Origin of the sequence: Falsiroseomonas stagni DSM 19981 (assembly GCF_900114315.1) — a bacterium.
Lineage (GTDB): Bacteria > Pseudomonadota > Alphaproteobacteria > Acetobacterales > Acetobacteraceae > Falsiroseomonas > Falsiroseomonas stagni.
Genome location: NZ_FOSQ01000007.1, coordinates 224,787 through 242,503, shown reverse-complemented (window position 1 = coordinate 242,503; position 17,717 = coordinate 224,787). Strand labels below are relative to the sequence as shown.

Genomic DNA, 17,717 nt, shown 5'->3' with positions numbered 1-17,717 from the left:
GCGCCGAAGAAGGCCGCTGCCAAGAAGCCCGCCGCGAAGAAGGCCGCCGCGCCAAAGAAGGCCGCTGCCAAGAAGCCGGCTGCCAAGAAGGCCGCCGCGCCGAAGAAGGCCGTCGCCAAGAAGCCGGCTGCCAAGAAGGCCGCCCCCAAGGCTGCGCCGAAGAAGGCCGCTGCCCCCAAGGCCGCGCCGAAGAAGGCCGCTGCCCCCTCCGCGCGCAGCGAAGCCGCGAAGAAGGCCGCTGCCACGCGCGCCGCGAAGAAGGCCGCTGCCGCCGCTGCTGCGCCGGCCCCCGCCGCGACGCCGGAATCCTCTTCCTAATACGCCTGCCGATCCCGGCGAGGGGGCGTCGTCCGCTTCATGCGGGCGGCGCCCTTTTCGCGTCTGGAGCCCTGCCATGACACGCACCATCGCACCCCTGCCGCGCGGCCAGCGGCAACGCCTGGCGCCGCTGCTGGCGCTCTATGCGGCGGAGATGCGCGCCGTGCTGAACGGCGCCCAGGCGGCGTCGCCGGAGGCCCAGGCGGCGCTGCTGGACAGCCACCCGGCGGCGGAGGTGCTGCTGGCGGAGGATGACGGCGCACCGGTCGGCTTTGCCATCCTCTTCGACCTGCCGGAGGTCGTCTTCGCCCGGCGCTGCGGCAACCTCGATGACCTCTTCGTCCGGCCGGAGGCGCGCGGCCGCGGCATCGCGCGCGCGCTGATCGCTGCCGCGGTGGCGGAGGGCGAGGCGCGGGGATGGAGCCACCTGCGCTGGATCGTGCCGGAAGGCGATGTGGCTGCGATCGCGCTGTACGAACGGATCGCGGCGCGGGCGGATTGGCGGAGCTACGTGATCCGCATCGACCCTGCGGCTTCCCTGTAGCCGCTACCCGAAGGTCGCCAGCAGATCGTCCACCTGCGGGTGCGTCAGGCGGCGCACGCCGGGCACGTCCCGCAGCAGCAGCGCGAGGCGCGCGGCTTCCTCCAGCTCCTCCGCCGCATTCACCGCTTCCACCAGGGAGGCGCCGCTGACGACAGGGCCGTGATTGGCCAGCAGCAGGGCCTTGGCGGCGAGGGCGGCCTGGTGGACGTCGCTCTCCATCGCCGCGTCGCCGGGGCGGTAGTAGGGCACGCAGGGCAGGCGGCGGCCGATGCGCATGACGAAGTAGGGCGTCAGCGGCGGGATCTCCGCATCGCCGCCCTCCGGCGCGATGCAGGAGATGGCGGTGGCGTAGGTGGAATGCAGGTGCACCACGGCGCCTGCCTCCGGCCGGGCGGTCAGCACGGCGCGGTGCAGGAAGACCTCCTTGGACGGCTTGTCGCCGCCGATGTGCCGCCACGCCGCATCCAGCCGGCTGATCCGCGCGGGATCGAGACGCCCGAGGGAGGAGTTGGTCGGCGTCATCAGGTAGCCATCGGGCAGGCGCACGCTGATGTTGCCCGCGGTGCCGACGGAATAGCCGCGGTCGAAGAGCGATTTTCCCAAGCTCGCCAGCTGCGACCGAAGCTCCGCCTCAGACATGGTCGAAGGCCTTCAGGAAGAAGTCGCGCCCGCCGAAATTGCCGGACTTCAGCGCGAGGTGGATGCCCGTCGGGTCCGCGAAGGTCCAGGGCACGCCGGGATCGATCTCATGCCCGATGCGAAGCCGCGTGACGCCGAGGCGGGAGACGACGGCGCCGGAGGTCTCGCCCCCCGCCACCACCAGGCGCTTCACGCCGCGCGCGACCAGGCCTTCCGCCACGGTCGACAGCGCGTGTTCCACCAGCGCGCCCGCGGCATCGCGGCCGAGCTTCGCCTGTAGCGCCGCGACCTGCTCCGGCGGGGCGGAGGCGGCGATGACGATGGGGCGCGTCGCATCGAGCCTGCCCTCCGCCCAGGCGAGCGCCTGTGCCGCGAGCGCGGCCGCATCCGGCGTGCCCAGCACGTCCAGCTCCAGCACCGGCGCGTGATCCCGTGCGAAGCCGATCTGGCCGAGGGTGGCGCGGGAGCAGCTGCCGGCGACGACGGCGCAGAGGCCGCCGGCGGCGGGCAGGTTCGCCGCATCCGCGCGTTCCGGCAGCAGGCCCTTCGCGCGGAAATTCGCCGGCAGGCCCATGGCGACGCCGGAGCCGCCGGTGATGAGGGCGTGGCTCGCCGCGGCCTCGCCGATCGCCATCAGATGCTGGTCGCTGGTGGCGTCGACGATGGCGTAGCGGCGGCCACCCTCGGCCAGGCGCGTCATCGCCTGACGGATCGCCGTCGCGCCCTGGTCCACCACGGCGAAGGGGACGAGGCCGACGGAGCCTTCCGTCTGGCGCGACAGCACGCGGACCAGGTTCGCATCCTTCATCGGCGTCAGCGGATGGTTCTCCATCCCGCTCTCGTTCAGCAGATGGGCGCCGACGAACAGGTGCCCCTGGTAGATGCTGCGGTTGTTGGCGGGAAAGGCGGGGCAGGCGAGGGCGAAGCCGGCGCCGAGGCGCTTCAGCAGCGCATCCGCGACGGGGCCGATATTGCCCTCATCCGTGCTGTCGAAGGTGGAGCAGTATTTGAAGAAGATCTGCTTCGCGCCGGCCGAGAGCAGCTCATCCGCCGCCGCCAGGCTTTCCGCGATGGCGTCGCGCACGGGCGCGGTGCGGGATTTCAGAGCGACGACGATCGCATCGGCCTCGGGCAGCGGGCCGGTGGGCACGCCGATCACCTGTACCGTCGCCATGCCGTTGCGCACGAGCATGGAGGCGAGGTCGGTCGCGCCGGTGAAGTCATCGGCAATGCAGCCGAGGAGGAGGGGCATCGCTTAACCCTTTTCAGGCGGCAGGCAGAGGATGTCGGTGTGGCCGACGCGGACGGAAAGCCGCAGCAGCCCGGCCTGGGCGCGGCGATCCACCATCCAGTCCAGCAGCTTCGCGCGGCCGCGGCGTTCATGCGCCATGGCGGCGCGGGCATGGCCATCCGCGATCTCGGCGGCCATGGCGGCGTCGCGGCGGCTGATGACCCAGTCGCTCGGCGCGCGGTGCACGGTGTAGCCATGCGCCTCGAAGGCTGCGGCGATCACCGCGGGGGCGCGGGCGCCGAGCGCGGTGCCGCCGAAGCCCTTATCGCGCAACTGGTCGCGCGCGAAGCCGCGGGCCACCAGCGCATCGCCGGGATGGGACGGCATGAAGCGCTCCCGCCCCGTCACGTTGAGCGCGGCGTAGAAGGGCAGGCGGTGCTCTGCGCAGCCTTCCGCGATGCGCTGCACCCAATCCTCCGACACCAGGTCGCAGAGCGCGGTGTTCACCACGGCGTCCACCTGGTCGAGCGGCAGATTGTCCGGGGCCTCCCGCAGATCGGCGACCAGCGCCTCCACCCGCCAGGCGCCTTGCGGCGAATGCACCAGCAACGTCTTGCGGCCGGGCCAGGTGACGGTCCATTCGGCTTCCAGCGCGCGACCGGCAATCGTCTCGAAGGCGCGGCCGACGAGTTCGGGATCGGCATCCACCAGCGTCCATGCCTGGGCGCGGCCGATGAAGTGCGCCATCCAGCGCAGCAGCGAACCCGTGCCGGCGCCGAGGTCGAGGATGCGGGGGCGGGCGGGCAGGACGGCGGAGAGTTGCTGCGCCAGCGCCACGTTGCGCGCGGCGGCGTCATAGGGCTCCCGCAGGTCCAGCCAGTCGCCGTCGAAGGTTTCGGTCATCGGGAGGCAGCCTTCTCGATCTCGGCGACGAAGGCGCTGGCGCGGTCCTCCCATCGCGGCAGGCGCTGGCCTGCCTGCCAGGCGGCGTCCGCCATCTCCGTCCGCAGTTCCGTGTCGAAGATCGCGCGGCGCATCGCCTTGCCGAGGGAGACGACATCGCCGGGGGGCGAGATCACGCCGGCGCCGACGGGCACCACCTCCGCGATCGCGCCGCCGGCGGTGATGGCCACGGGGATGCCGCGGGCCAGCGCCTCGGCGGCGGCCATGCCGTAGCCTTCCCAATGGGTGGCGAGGGCGAAGAGGTCGGTGCGCGCCCAGAGCGGTGCCATGTCGGCGACTTCGCCGGCGAAGGTCACGCGCTGGGCGATGCCCAACTCCTCGGCCAGCGCGACCAGGCCATCGGCATGCACCTTGTTGCGCGCGCCGCCGGCGATGGTCAGCGTCCAGTCGAGGTCAGGCAGCGTGCCGAGCGCGCGCAGCAGGACATCATGCCCCTTGCGCGGGATCAGCGTGCCGATGGCGAGGATGGCGCAGCCGGGCCCGCCGGAGCCGCTGCCGCGCGGCGCGGGATCGGTGCCGGGTTCCACCACGCCGATGCGCGCGGGGTCCGCGCCGAATTCCGGCGCGAGGCGACGGGCGGTGAGGTTGCTGGTCGCGACCAGGCCGCCGAGGCGCGGGAAGATCGCCTGTTCCGCTGTTCGCAGCGCATCGCGAACCGGGCCGGGGTTGCCGTGTTCCAGCGCCGTCGGGTGGTGGATGAGGCCCAGGGCGCCGCGACGCGCCAACTCATCCAGCAGCGGCTCGAAGGCCGGCAGGCCGAGGCCGTCGATGACGATGCGCGCATCCGCCGGCACCCGAGCCAGCGCGGCGCGCGCGCTGTCCCGGGCGGCGTCGTCCGGCAGCGGATGCTGGCCGGCCAGTTCATGCACCGTGACGTCGTGCCCCAGCGCGCGCATGCCCTCGATCAGCCGGCGGTCATAGCCGTAGCCGCCGGAAATCGCGGTGATGGGGCCGGGGACGAGGAAGGCGATCTTCATGAGTCAGACCGGACCCTCAAAGGCGGCCCAGGCGATGTGGCTCTCGCGCAGCAGGATCTTCAGGCCCGTCACGGCCTTGCCGCCATCGCCCAGCACGCCATCGCGGCACGCCTGTGCCAGCAGGCCGTGGATATGCAGGCACAGATATTCCGTGGTGGTGTTCTTGCCCGCGAAGACAGGCTCCGCATCCAGGTTGCGGTAGTCCATCGGCGCCAGGATGGCGCGAAGGTGATCCTTCGCCATGCCGATATCGACCAGCAGATGCAGGTCATCGAGCTTCGGCGCGCGGAACTCGGCCTCCACGATGAAGGTGGCGCCGTGCAGGCGCTGTGCGGGGCCGAAGGCATCGCCCCGGAAGCTGTGCGCGATCATGATGTGGTCGACGACGGTCAGGCTGAACATCGGGCGCGGTCTCTCGTTATATATAGGTGACGAAGGGGCAGAGCGGCTGCGCGTCGCCGGCCGGCGGCGACAGCACCTTGCCGAGGGATTGCGGCAGATCCTTGAAGGGGATGCCGGGGCCGAGCAGCGCATCGAGCCGCGCATCGTCCAGCAGCGACAACGCCAGCGCCAGGCGATCGCCATAGCCGCGCCTGCCGCGCATCGCGGGCGCCACCTGGCCGACCTGGGTGGAGATGATGGACAGGCGCTTCGCGTGGAAGGCCTCGCCCAGCGGCAGCGCCACTTCCTTGTCACCGAACCAGGAGGCCTCGACCACCCGTCCCTCGAACCCGCAGCGGGAGAGGGCGAGGCGGAGGCCGGCGGGGCTGGCGGAGGCGTGGATGACGAGGTCGCGATGGTCCGGTGCCTCATCGGGGGCGCAGAAGCGGGCGCCGAAGCTCTCCACGATGGCGCGGCGGGATTCATCGATGTCGCAGACCGCGAGGTCGATGCCCGGGATGCGGGCGAGCAGGAAGGTGGCGAGCAGCCCGACGACGCCGGCGCCCACGACCAGCGCGCGTTCGCCCACCATGGGGCGCGCATCCCACAGCACGTTGACGGCGGTCTCCATGTTCGCCGCCATCACCGCGCGATGGTCGGGCACGGCGTCGGGGATCGGGATGCACATGGAAGCGGGAGCCACGAAGGCATCGTGGTGCGGGTGCAGGCAGAAGACGCGCCGGCCGAGCAGCGCCTCCCCCCCCGCGCGCACGCGCCCCACCGCGGCGTAGCCGTAGGAGAGCGGAAAGGGGAAGTCGCCGTATTGCAGCGGCGCGCGCATGGCGGGCCACTGGCTTTCGGGGACCCTGCCTTCGAACACCAGGCGTTCCGTGCCGCGGGAGATGCCGGTGGCGATGGTGTCCACCAGCACCTGGTCCGGGCCGGGCACGGCCAATGCCTGTTCCCGCAACTCGGCGCGATGCGGCGCGATGGTCCAGAGGGCGGTGGCCTTCATCACGCGGTGCCTTCGCAACGGCCCGGGCGACGACGGCCGAGCGGGATGTCCAACAGCAGGTCGTCCCCGATCGGATGCACGGCCCAGCGGAACCGCAGCCCCTGGTCCATATGCGTGGCCTCCGGCAGCGTGAAGGCGGGGATGCCGGAGCCGAGGATCACGGGGGCGAGCGTCACATGCAGGCGGTCCAGGCAACCGGCGGCGAGGAAGGCGGAGACGGTGCGGCCGCCACCCTCCACGAAGATGCGGCGCAGGCCGCGCGCTGCAAGGGCGCGCAGGAGGGCGGGCAGGTCGATGGCACCGTCGCCGATGCGCAGCACCTCTGCCTGGCCATGCGTCGCGGCGCCCGGCGTGGCGGTGATGAGCAGCGTCGGCGCGGCGCCATCGGCGAAGACGCGATGCGTGGGGGCGAGCCGGCGCGCGGGGTCCAGCACCACGCGGACGGGGTTGGGGCCGGTGGCTTCGCGCGTCGTCAGGCGTGGATCGTCGTGGTGCACGGTGCCGGCGCCCACCATCACCACGTCGCAGAGCGCACGCAGGCGATGGGTGTGCAGGATGTCGCCGGGGCCGCCGATCCACTGGCTGGCGCCATTCGCGCAGGCGATGCGGCCATCCAGCGTCTGCGCCAGGCGGCCGATCACGATGCAGCCATCATCGGCCCGCGGCGTGGCGAAGAGGGGGGCGAACAACGAACCCATGGCGCCTTCCGGCACGGGACCGCCTTCGCGCGCGCGCAGCAGCGCGGCCCAGGCGTCTTCCTCCGTCGTCGTCAGGGGATGGTGCATCGCCGCCACGCTATGCCGAAGCGGCGGCATAACCGCAACGGCGCGTCGGCGTTCCCGTCAGCGCAAGGCGGCGCCCGGGAAGAGCGGCAGCAGGGCCTCGGCGGCCATGCCCGCGAGGAAGGGGAGCACCAGGCTTGCGGACAGGCGCAGCAGGATGAAGCGGGGGCCGAGGATCGGCAGTTCCCAGGAGAGCGTCCGGTGCAGGCCAAGCACCGCCCAGCCGGAGATCAGCGCCACCATCTGCGCCGGCCCCGCACCCGACTTCAGGAAGCCGAGCACCAGCGGGAAGGCGACGAAGGGTCCGCCCGGCAGCACGCTGCCCGCCAGAGTCGCCAGCGCCACCCCGGCCGCGCCGCTATCCGGCCCCAGCCAGCGTTCCGCCCAGCCATCGGGGATGAGTTCCGCGACGAACGCCGCCATGGGCAGCGCCATCAGCATCACCGGCGCGACACGCGTCAGCGATGTGCCGGCTTCGCCCACGGCACGACGCGCGACCGAAGGGCTCCGGCGCAGGCACAGGAACAGCGCGCCGAGCGCCAGCACCCACATGCCGATCACGCCCACGGTCATTGCCCTTTGTCCGGCGCAGGCTTGAAGGCGGGCGCATCCTCCGGCGTCCAGCGGATCGGCAGCCAGCGCGCCAGAAGCCCGGCCAGCACCGGCAGCGGCAGGCCGCACAGCAGGCGCAGCAGCGCGAAATCCGTGCCCAGGATCGGCAGTTCCCAGACCAGGATGCGCTGGAAGCCGTTCAGCGACCAGGCGAGCACGAAGGCGATCAGCGCGCCGCGATCGGCGCCGGCCTGCGCCAGCACCAGCACGACGGGAAAGGCGGCGACCGGGCCGCCCGGCATGGCCATGCCCGCCGCGGTCGCCACCAGCAGGCCGCGCAGCCCGGACTCCGCCCCCATCCACCGCGCCAGCGCCCCCGGCGGCACCAGTTGCCGCAGCGCGGCGGAGAGCAGCAGGCCGCCGATGATGGAGGGCGCGACGGTGACGATCAGCCCCCAGGTCGCTTCCAGCGCGTGGCGGAACGCGGCCTCCCCGCGCAGCAGCAGCACCGCGACGGCGGCGGAGAGCGTGAGCAGGGAGATGACGATGAAGGTGGCGTGGCGGCGCAGCATGGGTGGGCCGATGCTGCGCCGCGAAAGGGGCGCTGTCCATGCAGCGCCCCGATGCGCGTCAGGCGCGGGAGGCGAGGGAGATCGGCGCCGGCCTTCCCTCCCGCGTCCCGCCCCGCTCCCCATAGGTGCCGGGGCGCTCGGGCCGGGCGGCGCCGGCGATGGTCTCGATGACGCGGGATTGCAGGTCGATCGCGCGTTCCAGCAGGCGGCGATTCTCGACGCCCAGGTCGCGCAGCCGCCCGGCGAGTTCCTCGACCCGCGCGCGGTCACGCGGCTCCGCCTGCGCGCCGGTGCGGCTGGCGGCATCGAAGGCGGCGGCGAAGGCGTCGGAGGCCTGCTTCTTCGGCCCGGCGAGCGCGGCGGCGGCAGAGAGGTCCAGCTTCGCCAGGGCCTCGTTCTCCGCGCGCAGCGCCTCCGCCAGGCGCTGCGCGGCGATCAGCAGGGGTTGCATCATGGTCATGGGGTGGTCCTGTCCGTGGTCTGTGGCTGGCCTGACGCGCCGGCCAGCCGGGTGAGTTCGCGCAGCACCGCATCCGCCAGGCCAAGCCCGCCGGCGCGTGCCAGATCCTTGGCGATGGCATCGACCATCATCGGCCGCCATTGCGCTTCCGCGGCGCCGCCGCCGAAGGGGCCCTTCGTCTCCAGCCCCTGGAACATCGGCTGGAGCAGGGCGCCGAGCGCCTGGGCCTCGAAATCCACGGCCGCCCGGCGGAGCGCCGCCGGCGTGGGGGGCGTGCGCGCCAGGGAAGGCGTGCCGCCGGTGGCCAGGGGGGATGGGACGGGCGGGGTCATCGCACCTCCAGCTCCGCCTGCAATGCGCCGGCGGCCTTGATGGTCTGCAGGATGGTGATCAGGTCGCGCGGGCCGACGCCGAGGCCGTTGAGGCCGCGGACCAGCTCCTCCAGCGTCACGCCGCCGCGGAGGATGCCGAGCCGCCGCTCCGACTGGTCATCCACTTCCACATTGGTGCGGGGAACGACCACGGTCTCCCCGTTCGAGAGCGCGTTGGGCTGGCTGACCTGGGGGGTTTCCGTGATGCGGATGGTCAGGTTGCCCTGCGCGATCGCCACCGTGGAGACGCGGACATTGGCGCCCATGACGATGGTGCCGCTCGCTTCCTCGATCACCACGCGCGCCATCTGGTCGGGCACCACGCGCAGCTGCTCGATCTCCGCCAGGAAGCCCACGGCGTCGCGGCCGTTCATGTTGATGGTGACGGTGCGCGGGTCGTTCGCCGTGGCGATGTTGCCGCCGCCGAAGCGATTGATCGCGGCGGCGATGCGCCGCGCCGTCGTGAGGTCCGGGTTGCGCAGCGCGAGCCGCATCTGCGGCGTGGCGGCGAAGCGGAAGGCGATCTCGCGCTCCACCGTTGCGCCATTGGCGATGCGCCCGGCGGTCGGCACGCCGCGGGTCACGGAACCGGCGGCGCCGCGGGCGGAGACGGCGCCGGTGACGATGGCGCCCTGCGCCACCGCATAGACCTCTCCATCCGCGCCGAGCAGCGGCGTGACGAGCAGCGTGCCGCCGGTGAGGTTGGTGGCATCGCCGAGCGTCGAGACGGCGATATCGATGCGCGATCCGGTGCGGCTGAAGGGCGGCAGGTTGGCCGTGACCATCACCGCCGCGACGTTGCGCGTATCCAGCTGGCGTTCCTGGTCGCGCGTGTTGACGCCGAGCCTTTCGAGCACGCCGATCAGGGATTGCCGGGTGAAGACGGCGCTGCGCAGCCGGTCCCCGGTGCCGTTCAGCCCGACCACCAGGCCGTAGCCGACGAGCTGGTTGTCGCGGACGCCTTCGACATCGGCGATGTCCTTGATGCGGACCTGGGCGCCCGCCACCGACGGCAGCAGGATGAGGAGGATGAGCAGCAGCGTGGCAACCACGCACCGCGCCGTGCTCATCCTCGGGCAATGTTTTGTCGCCACGCTCTCCTCCGTGCCGCCGCCGTCCTGGTGGCGGGACGCGGGATGGCTTCCGCAAGCGGCGTGCCAGCCCTGGCACGGCGTTGGGGCGGCAGGGTTTGCCGGGGCGGGGCAGGGCTTGCACCCCGGGCGGCAAAAGGCGGCGGCCAGGGGGCCGTGGCCGACGCAGAAGGCGTGGAGGACAGGCGATGTCGGTGGGACCGGTACGGCCCGGGGCGATGGGCGCGGTGGGACGAGGGCGGGTCCGGGCCGGGGCGGGCGGCTTCGCGCTGGCTGCCGCGGGTGGCGACTCCGCGGAGGCAGCCGGCGCGGCCGGCGCCGCGGCACCCCCCGGCAGCCTCCTCGCCCTTCAGGAATCCGGCGCTGCCCCGCCGGTGGAGGAACGCGGCGCCCGCGCCCGTCGCCAGGCGACGGAGGCGCTGGACGACCTGCGCGGACTGCAACTGGCGCTGCTGGATGGATCCGCGAATCCCGCTGGGTTGGAAAGGCTTTCGCGGCTGGGCAGCGAGAACCAGGCGGGCCTGGACCCGCCCCTCGCCACGCTGATGGCCGAGCTTGCCGTGCGCGCGCGCGTCGAACTGGCGCGCCGGGGGCGCCGCTGAACCACGACACAGACCGGCCGCATACGATTCATCAATCTGAAAAAGGGGCAAACATCAGGAGCTTGCGCGCAAATGACGGCTTGCCCACCCCCCATGGCGGACACTATGGTCCGCCCGCTTTCGCCTACCGGGGCGCCGGGCCTGGGGCGGCGGAGGTTGGGGAAGTAAGCCATGCTCGTAACCCTGCCGCCGGATTATCGTCCGTCGAGCGACGAAGAATTCATGAACCCCCTTCAGCTGGAGTATTTCCGGCAGAAGCTGTTGAAGTGGAGGGGCGACCTGCTGCGGGAGGCGGGCGAGACCCTGTCCTCCATGGGCCAGGGCGGCATCATCGAGGCCGACCTGACCGACCGCGCGAGTGTCGAGACCGACCGGGCGCTGGAACTCCGCACCCGTGACCGCGCGCGCAAGCTGATCTCCAAGATCGACCAGGCGCTGGAGCGGGTGGAGAACGGCACCTACGGCTATTGCGAGGAGACGGGGGAGCCCATCGGGCTGCGCCGCCTCGAAGCCCGGCCGATCGCGACCCTGAGCATCGAGGCGCAGGAGCGCCACGAGCGGATGGAGCGCGTCCACCGCGACGATTGAGGGGGCCTCGGCCCCTCTCCAACCCCCTGCGCGGCGGGCGCCGGGGGTGGGGTGGGGCGGGACTCAGCAGGTCAGGTCGGGCGGCGCGTCGTCAAGCTCTGGCGGGGGCTTGGCCGTCGGGTCGCGCCGCAGCAGGCGCGGGTCGTTTTCCGCGACCTTGCCGACGCGGTTGTCCACCGGCCAGATCGCCAACTCCTCGGCCGGGCAGGGGACCAGCAATTCCTGCAGGTCCTCCGGCTCTGCCGGCTCGGCGCCCAGCCAGGCGTCCCAGACCTCCGGCGGCAGGATCACCGGCATGCGGTGATGCACCAGGGCCTGCTTCTCGTTCGCCTCCGTCGTGATGACGGTGAAGGTGCGCAGCCAGGTGCCGTCGGGCTGCTTCCAGCCCTCCCACAGCCCGGCGACCGCCATCGGCTCCCCGGTCGCCAGCGCCACGGCAAAGGCCTGCTTCGACCCATCCTCGGCCTTCTGCCACTCGAAAAAGCCATCCATCGGCACCAGGCAGCGGCGCTTGCGGAAGGCGTCGCGGAAGGACGGCTTTTCGGCGATGCCATCGGCGCGGGCGTTCATCAGCTTCGCCGCGTCCTTGGTGTCCTTGGCCCAGGACGGCACCAGGCCCCAGCGCAGCGAATCCAGGTGCCGTGCGCCTTCGGGATGGCGGCGCACCACCAGGCTGTCCTGCGTGACGGCGATGTTCCAGGACGCGCGGTGGTTCGGCGTGGGGTTCTGCGTCTCGAAGTACCGCGCCAGCCCCGCGGGGTCCCGCTGCAAGAAGAATCGCCCGCACACTTTTCCCGCCCCGCATGTAGCCGCGACGCCAACCCTACATGCGGGGCGGGACGGGGGGCGAGCCCCAAGCCGTTTTTCCGCCCTGCACGTAGCCGCGACGCCAACCCTACATGCGGGGCGGAACGGGGTGCGAGCCCCAAGCCGTTTTTCCGCCCTGCACGTAGCCGCGACGGCAACCCTACATGCAGGGCGGAACGGGGGGCAGGCCCCCCGTAGACCCCCCGATATCAACTTCCCCGCCCGCAGTCAGAACGGCAGGATGATATCCAGGATCTGCTGCCCGATGCGCGGCTGCTGCAGGTCCGATAGCGTGCCGCGGCCGCCATAGGCGATGCGTGCCTCCGCCAGCCGGTCATGCTTCACCGTATTGTCGCTGGCGATGTCCTGCGGGCGGATGATGCCGGAGACCTGGAGGTCCCGCAGTTCCGCATTCACCCGCACCTGCTGCCGGCCCGCAACCACCAGGTTCCCGTTCGGCAGCACCTGCGCCACCGTCGCGGCCACGCGCAGTGTCACCGTCTCCGTCCGCCGCACCGTGCCGGTGCCGGTGCTGGTTTGCGCGCCATTGGTCTGCACCAGGGCGCTGGGGTCGATCGCGTTCGGCAGCAGCCGGGTCAGCGACGTCTCCAGCCCCAGCAGCCGCGGCAGACCGAGCGTGTCCGTCCCGTCCCGCTCCCGCTCCGTCCGGTTCTGCAGCGATGCCTCATCGGCGATGGAGACCAGCACCGTCACCAGATCGCCGACCGTCGCCGCGCGCTGGTCGCGCAGGAAGGTGCGGCTGCCCTGCCGCCAGAGGCTGTTGGCGCCGGAGGTCGGGTCCTGCGGCGCCGGCATGGGCATGGAGACCGGGCGCCAGCGCGGATCGGCCGTCGGGTTCTCGATCGCCGCCAGTGCCGGCGGGCGGCCGACCTCCGACAGGCGCTCGCAGGCCGGCAGCGCCAGCAGGGCGAGCAGAGCGAGGCGCGCCTTCATCGGCCTGGCCCCACGCGGACACGGCCGGGGCCGATCACCTGCGCCTCCACCACGATCCGGCTGCCGAGGTTCATCACCGGCACGACGGCGCCGCGGGCGGCCCCTTCCATGGCGCGGCCCTGCGCCGTCAGCGCCATGCCGGGGATGTCGTAGAGCATCGTCACCGTCGATCCCCGTTCCACCGCGAGGGGTTGCGTCAGGTCCGCCAGCATCAGCGGCTGTTCGGCGGCGGTCGGGCGGCGCACCGCCTGGCCCAGCGCCTGGTCCGGCCGTTCCGCCACGCCGGGGCGGATGCGCCCGGCCGGCAGGCGCACCAGGCGGACATCATGCGGGCCCAGGACCTCCCCGATCGCCAGGCGGCGCGTGGCCACCAGCACGGGGACGGTGGGCTGGATGCGGCCCATGATGCGCTGGCGCTGCGTCGCCATGCCATCCGCCGCCACCACCAGAGTCGCAGAGAAGCGCTGCGTCACGCTGTCCATCGTGACCTGTTCGACCGTGATCTGGGGAAAGGCCGCCAGCGGCACCAGCGGCGCGCTGAAGTTCAGCAATTCCATCTCTGAATCCGGGTCGAGGCCCTGGCCGCGCAGCGCGTTCCGCAATGGGGCCAGCACCTCCTCCCGCTCCACGGCCCGGCCGGGGCGTTCCAGCACCACGCGGTCCGCGCCGCCGGTCGGCCGCCAGGCGATGCCGTTCTGCCGCGCAATGGCGAGCAGCTGCGCGGCCTCCACCACCTGGCGCTGGCCGGGGGCGGGGGCGGGGCCGAGCACGGTGCCGGCGCGCGGTCCCGATGTCTCGAACAGGTCGGACAGGCGGACCACCGCATCCTCCACCATCGACAGCGGCTTGATGACGGCATTGTCCTGCGCGGCGGCGGGGGCCGAGAGCAGCAGCAGGAGGAACAGGAGGACCCGCATCGCCGTCACCGCAGCCGCGTCAGGGTGGAGAGCATCTCGTCGCTGGCTGAGATGACGCGGCTGTTCATCTCATAGGCGCGCTGGGCGGTGATGAGGTTCGTGATCTCTTGCACCACATTGACGTTTGAGGTCTCGACGAAGCCCTGCAGCACCTGGCCGTAGCCGGGCGATCCGGGGGCCGCGGCCTGGGCGGCGCCGGAGCCAGGGGTGGCCATCAGCAGGTTGTCGCCGATGGCCTCGAGCCCCGTCTCGTTCGCGAAGATGGCCAGCTGGATCTGGCCCACATTCTGCGGCGCCACCTGGCCATCTAGCTTGGCGAAGACCTCGCCGCTGGAATTGATGGTCACGTCGCGCGCGGCGGCGGGGATGGTGATGCCGGGCTGCACGACGAAGCCATCGGCCGTGACCATCACGCCTTCGGGGGAGAGCGCGAAGGTGCCGTCGCGGGTATAGGCGGTCTCCCCCGATGGCAGCGCCACCTGGAAATAGCCGTTGCCGCGGATGGCCAGGTCGAACCGGTTCTCGGTCTGCGACAGGCTGCCCTGTTCGGAGATGCGGTAGACCGCGCCGGTCTTGACGCCGAGGCCGACCTGCGCGCCGGAGGGCAGGACGCTGCCGGTATCCGCGCTCTGCGATCCGACGCGGCGGAGGTTCTGGTAGATCAGGTCCTGGAATTCGGCGCGGCGGCGCTTGTAGCCCGTCGTGCTCATATTCGCGATGTTGTTGGAGATGACCTCGACGTTGGTCTGCTGGGCCATCATCCCGGTCCCAGCGATGTGCAGGCTGCGCATGGTTCAGTGGTCCTTCGCCGGGGGCGTGGGTGCGTCGTTCATGATGGCCGGGCTGTTCAGCGGCGCTTCAGGATGCGTTCGACGGCGCTGCCCAGGCGTTCGCTTTCCTTCTCCGCCATCTGCGTGACGAACTGGAATTCGCGCAGCTCCTCTGTCATTCGCGTCAGCTCCGTGATGGGGCGGACATTGCTGCCCTCCACGGCGCCCTGGACCAGGCCGGGGGCGTCCACGCGGCGGGGCTGCATCGTCTCCGGTGCCGCCAGCAGGCGATCGCCCTCCGCCGTCAGGCGCTGGGTGTCGTCGAAGCGCACGATGCGGAACTGGCCGGAATCGCCGTTCTCCGTCCGCAGCGTGCCGTCGGCCAGCACGTCGATGCGGCTCTCGCCCGGGCCGATGCGCAGCGGGCGGCCATTGGCGCCCTGCACCGCGTTGCCGTCCTGGTCCACCACCTGGCCCTGGCCATCCAGCACGAAGCGGCCGGCGCGGGTGAAACGCTCGCCGCGCGGCGTATCGACCACGAAGAAGCCCTCCGGCGCGGAGATCGCGATGTCGAGCGGATTGCCCGTCGTGGCCATGGGGCCGGCGCGGTCGTCCCGCCAGGTGGCGCGGTCCTGGGTGAAGGAGACCTCCCGCGCGCCAGGCGGCAGGTCGGCGCCGCGCTGGCGTTCCAGCACCGTGGAGAATACGGGGCGGGACCCGCGGAAGGCCGGCGTATCCGCATTGGCGATGTTGTTCGCGGTGACCGCATTGGCCCGCGCCTGGGCCACCAGGCGGGACAGGACGATGTAGCCGGGGCTGTCCATGGATGAACTCCGCGATGCAGGGTGGGCCCGCTGGCGCAAGGCGCATGCCAGCATCCGGCCGCCTGCCGCCCGGCAAGCCTTGCCTGGGGGCGGATAAAATCGCCCCGCGCCCGGCAGCCCTGTCCGACACCGGGACGATCGCAATCCTTCCTTAAGCCGGACCGGCGATGGTGCGCCTCCGTTCCCCCTCCGGGTGGCGGCGGCGTGCAAGGCGCGCCGGGCAGCCGGCACGCGGTGCGTGCCGGGCATGTGGCGCGCAGGCAGAAGGACGCGGGCGACAGGATGGCGGCGGCAGCACCAGCCAAGGCGGAGGCAGCGGAAGGCGAGGCGCCGGCCGCGAAGAAGGGCGGCAAGAAGAAGCTGCTGCTCATCCTGCTGCCCTTGCTGCTTCTCATCGGCGTGGGGGCGGGGCTCTGGTTCACGGGCATCCTCCCGAAGCTGCTGGGCATGGGCCCGCCGCCCGAGCCGGCCGCGGAAGCGGCCGCCGAGCCCGCGCCCCCGCCGCGCAGCCCGCCCGCCTTCGTGGACCTGCCGGAGATCGTCGCCAACCTGAACGTGCCGGGCCGGCGCGCCAGCTTCGTGCGGCTGCGCGCCAAGATCGAGATCAGCCGGGCCGAGGATACCGCCGTCGTGCAGGCCGCCATGCCGCGGCTGCAGGACCTGTTCCAGACCTACCTGAGGGAAGTGCGGCCGGAGGAGTTGCGCGGCAGCGCCGGCACCCACCGGCTGCGGGAGGAGCTGATCGCCCGCGCCAACCTGGCCGCCGCCCCCGCGCGCATCACCGATGTGCTGTTCGTGGAGATGCTGGTCCAATGAGCGGGACGGAGGATGATGACCTCGCCGCCGCCTGGGGCGCGGCGCTGGAGGAGGAAGGGGCGAAGCCGGAGGAGGAGGCGGCTGCCCCGCTGCCCGCCGATGCCGCGCGGGTGCTGAACCAGGCCGAGATCGACAGCCTGCTGGGGTTCGAATCCGGGCCATCGCGGGACCAGGCGGAGACGGGGATCGAGCGGATCATCTCCGCCGGCCTCGTCCAGTACGAACGCCTGCCGATGCTGGAGATCGTCTTCGATCGCCTGGTGCGGCTGATGTCGACGACGCTGCGCAACTTCACCTCGGACAACGTGGACATCTCCATCGATGCGATGACGTCGCTGCGCTTCGGGGACTACCTGAACTCCATCCCGCTGCCCGCCATGCTGGCGGTCTTCAAGGCGGAGCAGTGGGACAATTACGGGCTGATCGTCGTCGACAGCAGCCTGATCTATTCGATCGTGGACGTGCTGCTGGGCGGCCGCCGCGGCACGGCCGCCATGCGCATCGAGGGCCGTCCCTACACCACCATCGAGCGCACGCTGGTGGAGCGCCTGATCGGCGTGGTGCTGGGCGATCTGCGCGCGGCGTTCGAGCCGCTCTGCCCCGTCGACTTCCGGTTCGAGCGGCTGGAGGTGAACCCGCGCTTCGCCGCGATCTCTCGCCTGTCCAACGCCGCCGTGCTGGGGCGCATGCGCGTCGACATGGAGGATCGCGGCGGGCGGATCGAGGTGCTGCTGCCCTACGCCACGCTGGAGCCCGTGCGCGAATTGCTGCTGCAGCAGTTCATGGGCGAACGCTTCGGCCGCGACAGCATCTGGGAAACCCACCTGGCGGAGGAACTGCGGCAGACCGACGTCTCGCTGGACGTGGTGCTGGATGAGCAGACCATGCCGTTGTCGCAGATCCTGCGGCTGAATGTGGGGGACAGCTTCACCCTGTCCTCGCCCCCCGGTGCGCCGGTGCGGCTGCGATGCGGGGAGGTCCCGCTGTTCGAGGCGCAGCTGGGCCGGCGGGAGAACCGCCTGGCGGTCCGGATCGAACGGGAACGCCGCCGACCGGCGGCGGCGGGGGAGGGCGCATGACCGCCCTCGAATGGCTTGCCCAGGGCGCGCTGCTGCTGCTGCTGGCCGTCGCCGTGCCCTTCGCCTGGCGCCTGGAACGCCAGATCGCGGCGCTGCGGCGGGAAGGCGCGGCCGTGACCAACGGCGCGGCCGGCATGGCGGAGGCGACGGAGGCGGCGGAGGCGGCGCTGACCCGGCTGCGCGCCACGGCGGAACAGGCCGGGCGTTCGGTGGCGGAGAAGGTCGCGGTGGCGGAGCCGCTGCGCGACGATCTGCGCTACCTGGCGGAACGGGCTGAATCGCTGGCGGACCGGCTGGATGGCCTGGTGCGCGCCGCGCGTCCCTTGGCGAGCGGCCTGCCGGAGCGGGCGCCGGAGCCGCAGGGCCCGCGCGCCTCCTCCCACGCCGGGGGGGCGCTGGGCGGCGTCATGCCGCGCAGCGAGGCGGAGCGCGAATTGCTGCGCGCGCTGCGGGAGGCGCGCTGA

Annotated in this window: 24 protein-coding genes; 7 read left to right on the top strand and 17 right to left on the bottom strand. The window is 72.2% G+C overall.

Translation table 11 applies throughout. The features are described from left to right. Together BM041_RS18790 and BM041_RS18785 are read left to right on the top strand one after the other, a co-directional pair. A partial coding sequence (locus tag BM041_RS18790) for a histone (RefSeq protein ID WP_092961419.1) occupies positions 1–318 on the top strand: 318 nt, incomplete at its 5' end. Between the two features lie 76 nt (positions 319–394). After that, the gene (locus BM041_RS18785; protein WP_092961418.1) at positions 395–862 is read left to right on the top strand and encodes a GNAT family N-acetyltransferase; all 468 of its coding nucleotides are present in this window, start codon (positions 395–397) and stop codon (positions 860–862) included. Between the two features lie 3 nt (positions 863–865). On the opposite strand, the gene otnC is transcribed toward BM041_RS18785, so the two are convergent. Genes otnC through BM041_RS18725 form a run of 12 tightly spaced genes read right to left on the bottom strand, consistent with a single transcriptional unit; the run spans position 866 to position 9,875 of the window. Continuing rightward, entirely contained in the window at positions 866–1,501 is a 636-nt protein-coding gene (otnC, locus tag BM041_RS18780; protein WP_092961417.1) for a 3-oxo-tetronate 4-phosphate decarboxylase, read from the bottom strand. Further along, the gene (gene otnK / locus BM041_RS18775; protein WP_092961416.1) at positions 1,494–2,753 is read right to left on the bottom strand and encodes a 3-oxo-tetronate kinase; all 1,260 of its coding nucleotides are present in this window, start codon (positions 2,751–2,753) and stop codon (positions 1,494–1,496) included. The genes otnC and otnK overlap by 8 nt, the downstream gene beginning before the upstream one ends. Before the next feature lie 3 nt (positions 2,754–2,756). Continuing rightward, the gene (locus BM041_RS18770) at positions 2,757–3,635 is read right to left on the bottom strand and encodes a class I SAM-dependent methyltransferase (protein WP_092961415.1); all 879 of its coding nucleotides are present in this window, start codon (positions 3,633–3,635) and stop codon (positions 2,757–2,759) included. Further along, positions 3,632–4,672, bottom strand: coding sequence for a glycosyltransferase family 4 protein (locus tag BM041_RS18765; RefSeq protein WP_092961414.1), 1,041 nt, complete (start codon positions 4,670–4,672; stop codon positions 3,632–3,634). Before BM041_RS18765 ends, BM041_RS18770 begins: the two co-directional genes overlap by 4 nt. A gap of 3 nt (positions 4,673–4,675) precedes the next feature. Beyond that, positions 4,676–5,074 (bottom strand): 6-pyruvoyl trahydropterin synthase family protein, encoded by a 399-nt coding sequence (locus BM041_RS18760; RefSeq protein WP_092961413.1) that lies wholly within the window; start codon positions 5,072–5,074, stop codon positions 4,676–4,678. 16 nt (positions 5,075–5,090) lie between these two features. After that, complete coding sequence (locus tag BM041_RS18755; RefSeq protein WP_092961412.1) at positions 5,091–6,068, bottom strand: zinc-dependent alcohol dehydrogenase; 978 nt, start codon at positions 6,066–6,068, stop codon at positions 5,091–5,093. Beyond that, positions 6,068–6,853, bottom strand: a complete 786-nt coding sequence (locus tag BM041_RS18750) for a RibD family protein (RefSeq protein WP_092961466.1) — start codon at positions 6,851–6,853, stop codon at positions 6,068–6,070. Before BM041_RS18750 ends, BM041_RS18755 begins: the two co-directional genes overlap by 1 nt. Positions 6,854–6,910: 57 nt before the next feature. Further along, positions 6,911–7,423 (bottom strand): hypothetical protein, encoded by a 513-nt coding sequence (locus tag BM041_RS18745; RefSeq protein ID WP_092961411.1) that lies wholly within the window; start codon positions 7,421–7,423, stop codon positions 6,911–6,913. Then, complete coding sequence (locus BM041_RS18740; protein ID WP_092961410.1) at positions 7,420–7,974, bottom strand: hypothetical protein; 555 nt, start codon at positions 7,972–7,974, stop codon at positions 7,420–7,422. The genes BM041_RS18745 and BM041_RS18740 overlap by 4 nt, the downstream gene beginning before the upstream one ends. 58 nt (positions 7,975–8,032) lie before the next feature. After that, entirely contained in the window at positions 8,033–8,434 is a 402-nt protein-coding gene (locus BM041_RS18735; RefSeq protein ID WP_092961409.1) for a hypothetical protein, read from the bottom strand. Beyond that, the gene (locus BM041_RS18730; protein ID WP_092961408.1) at positions 8,431–8,766 is read right to left on the bottom strand and encodes a rod-binding protein; all 336 of its coding nucleotides are present in this window, start codon (positions 8,764–8,766) and stop codon (positions 8,431–8,433) included. Before BM041_RS18730 ends, BM041_RS18735 begins: the two co-directional genes overlap by 4 nt. Next, positions 8,763–9,875: a flagellar basal body P-ring protein FlgI gene (locus BM041_RS18725; protein WP_092961407.1), complete on the bottom strand. Its 1,113-nt coding sequence runs from the start codon at positions 9,873–9,875 to the stop codon at positions 8,763–8,765. The genes BM041_RS18730 and BM041_RS18725 overlap by 4 nt, the downstream gene beginning before the upstream one ends. Positions 9,876–10,084: 209 nt before the next feature. Between BM041_RS18725 and BM041_RS18720 the strand changes: the two genes are divergently transcribed. Both BM041_RS18720 and dksA read left to right on the top strand, forming a co-directional pair. Further along, the gene (locus BM041_RS18720; RefSeq protein ID WP_092961406.1) at positions 10,085–10,498 is read left to right on the top strand and encodes a flagellar assembly protein FliX; all 414 of its coding nucleotides are present in this window, start codon (positions 10,085–10,087) and stop codon (positions 10,496–10,498) included. Positions 10,499–10,669: 171 nt separating this feature from the next. Continuing rightward, on the top strand, positions 10,670–11,086 hold the full coding sequence (dksA, locus tag BM041_RS18715; protein WP_092961405.1) for an RNA polymerase-binding protein DksA: 417 nt from the start codon (positions 10,670–10,672) through the stop codon (positions 11,084–11,086). A 63-nt stretch (positions 11,087–11,149) separates the two neighbouring features. Here dksA and BM041_RS18710 read toward each other — a convergent pair whose 3' ends face one another. From BM041_RS18710 to BM041_RS18690, 5 genes are all read right to left on the bottom strand, one after another. After that, a complete protein-coding gene (locus BM041_RS18710) occupies positions 11,150–11,875 on the bottom strand; it encodes an SOS response-associated peptidase (protein WP_092961404.1) in 726 nt (241 codons plus the stop codon). A 246-nt stretch (positions 11,876–12,121) separates the two neighbouring features. Further along, positions 12,122–12,847, bottom strand: a complete 726-nt coding sequence (flgH, locus tag BM041_RS18705) for a flagellar basal body L-ring protein FlgH (RefSeq protein WP_092961403.1) — start codon at positions 12,845–12,847, stop codon at positions 12,122–12,124. After that, positions 12,844–13,764 carry a flagellar basal body P-ring formation chaperone FlgA gene (gene flgA, locus BM041_RS18700; RefSeq protein ID WP_092961402.1) on the bottom strand — a complete coding sequence of 307 codons (921 nt, stop codon included), beginning with the start codon at positions 13,762–13,764 and terminating at the stop codon, positions 12,844–12,846. The genes flgH and flgA overlap by 4 nt, the downstream gene beginning before the upstream one ends. 5 nt (positions 13,765–13,769) lie before the next feature. Further along, positions 13,770–14,555, bottom strand: coding sequence for a flagellar basal-body rod protein FlgG (gene flgG / locus BM041_RS18695; protein ID WP_092961401.1), 786 nt, complete (start codon positions 14,553–14,555; stop codon positions 13,770–13,772). A 56-nt stretch (positions 14,556–14,611) separates the two neighbouring features. Beyond that, positions 14,612–15,358, bottom strand: a complete 747-nt coding sequence (locus BM041_RS18690) for a flagellar hook-basal body complex protein (protein ID WP_092961400.1) — start codon at positions 15,356–15,358, stop codon at positions 14,612–14,614. A 282-nt stretch (positions 15,359–15,640) separates the two neighbouring features. On the opposite strand from BM041_RS18690, the gene BM041_RS18685 reads away from it, so the two are divergent. Genes BM041_RS18685 through BM041_RS18675 form a run of 3 tightly spaced genes read left to right on the top strand, consistent with a single transcriptional unit; the run spans position 15,641 to position 17,717 of the window. After that, entirely contained in the window at positions 15,641–16,174 is a 534-nt protein-coding gene (locus BM041_RS18685) for a flagellar basal body-associated FliL family protein (RefSeq protein ID WP_092961399.1), read from the top strand. After that, positions 16,171–17,253 carry a flagellar motor switch protein FliM gene (fliM, locus tag BM041_RS18680; RefSeq protein WP_092961398.1) on the top strand — a complete coding sequence of 361 codons (1,083 nt, stop codon included), beginning with the start codon at positions 16,171–16,173 and terminating at the stop codon, positions 17,251–17,253. The genes BM041_RS18685 and fliM overlap by 4 nt, the downstream gene beginning before the upstream one ends. After that, entirely contained in the window at positions 17,250–17,717 is a 468-nt protein-coding gene (locus tag BM041_RS18675; protein WP_092961397.1) for a DUF6468 domain-containing protein, read from the top strand. Before fliM ends, BM041_RS18675 begins: the two co-directional genes overlap by 4 nt.

Coding starts and splice junctions, on each gene's coding strand:
- BM041_RS18785 (WP_092961418.1), top strand. CDS start 395: ATGACACGCACCATCGCACCCCTGCCGCGCGGCCAGCGGCAACGCCTG.
- otnC (WP_092961417.1), bottom strand. CDS start 1,501: ATGTCTGAGGCGGAGCTTCGGTCGCAGCTGGCGAGCTTGGGAAAATCG.
- otnK (WP_092961416.1), bottom strand. CDS start 2,753: ATGCCCCTCCTCCTCGGCTGCATTGCCGATGACTTCACCGGCGCGACC.
- BM041_RS18770 (WP_092961415.1), bottom strand. CDS start 3,635: ATGACCGAAACCTTCGACGGCGACTGGCTGGACCTGCGGGAGCCCTAT.
- BM041_RS18765 (WP_092961414.1), bottom strand. CDS start 4,672: ATGAAGATCGCCTTCCTCGTCCCCGGCCCCATCACCGCGATTTCCGGC.
- BM041_RS18760 (WP_092961413.1), bottom strand. CDS start 5,074: ATGTTCAGCCTGACCGTCGTCGACCACATCATGATCGCGCACAGCTTC.
- BM041_RS18755 (WP_092961412.1), bottom strand. CDS start 6,068: ATGAAGGCCACCGCCCTCTGGACCATCGCGCCGCATCGCGCCGAGTTG.
- BM041_RS18750 (WP_092961466.1), bottom strand. CDS start 6,853: ATGCACCATCCCCTGACGACGACGGAGGAAGACGCCTGGGCCGCGCTG.
- BM041_RS18745 (WP_092961411.1), bottom strand. CDS start 7,423: ATGACCGTGGGCGTGATCGGCATGTGGGTGCTGGCGCTCGGCGCGCTG.
- BM041_RS18740 (WP_092961410.1), bottom strand. CDS start 7,974: ATGCTGCGCCGCCACGCCACCTTCATCGTCATCTCCCTGCTCACGCTC.
- BM041_RS18735 (WP_092961409.1), bottom strand. CDS start 8,434: ATGACCATGATGCAACCCCTGCTGATCGCCGCGCAGCGCCTGGCGGAG.
- BM041_RS18730 (WP_092961408.1), bottom strand. CDS start 8,766: ATGACCCCGCCCGTCCCATCCCCCCTGGCCACCGGCGGCACGCCTTCC.
- BM041_RS18725 (WP_092961407.1), bottom strand. CDS start 9,875: ATGAGCACGGCGCGGTGCGTGGTTGCCACGCTGCTGCTCATCCTCCTC.
- BM041_RS18720 (WP_092961406.1), top strand. CDS start 10,085: ATGTCGGTGGGACCGGTACGGCCCGGGGCGATGGGCGCGGTGGGACGA.
- dksA (WP_092961405.1), top strand. CDS start 10,670: ATGCTCGTAACCCTGCCGCCGGATTATCGTCCGTCGAGCGACGAAGAA.
- flgH (WP_092961403.1), bottom strand. CDS start 12,847: ATGAAGGCGCGCCTCGCTCTGCTCGCCCTGCTGGCGCTGCCGGCCTGC.
- flgA (WP_092961402.1), bottom strand. CDS start 13,764: ATGCGGGTCCTCCTGTTCCTCCTGCTGCTGCTCTCGGCCCCCGCCGCC.
- flgG (WP_092961401.1), bottom strand. CDS start 14,555: ATGCGCAGCCTGCACATCGCTGGGACCGGGATGATGGCCCAGCAGACC.
- BM041_RS18690 (WP_092961400.1), bottom strand. CDS start 15,358: ATGGACAGCCCCGGCTACATCGTCCTGTCCCGCCTGGTGGCCCAGGCG.
- BM041_RS18685 (WP_092961399.1), top strand. CDS start 15,641: ATGGCGGCGGCAGCACCAGCCAAGGCGGAGGCAGCGGAAGGCGAGGCG.
- fliM (WP_092961398.1), top strand. CDS start 16,171: ATGAGCGGGACGGAGGATGATGACCTCGCCGCCGCCTGGGGCGCGGCG.
- BM041_RS18675 (WP_092961397.1), top strand. CDS start 17,250: ATGACCGCCCTCGAATGGCTTGCCCAGGGCGCGCTGCTGCTGCTGCTG.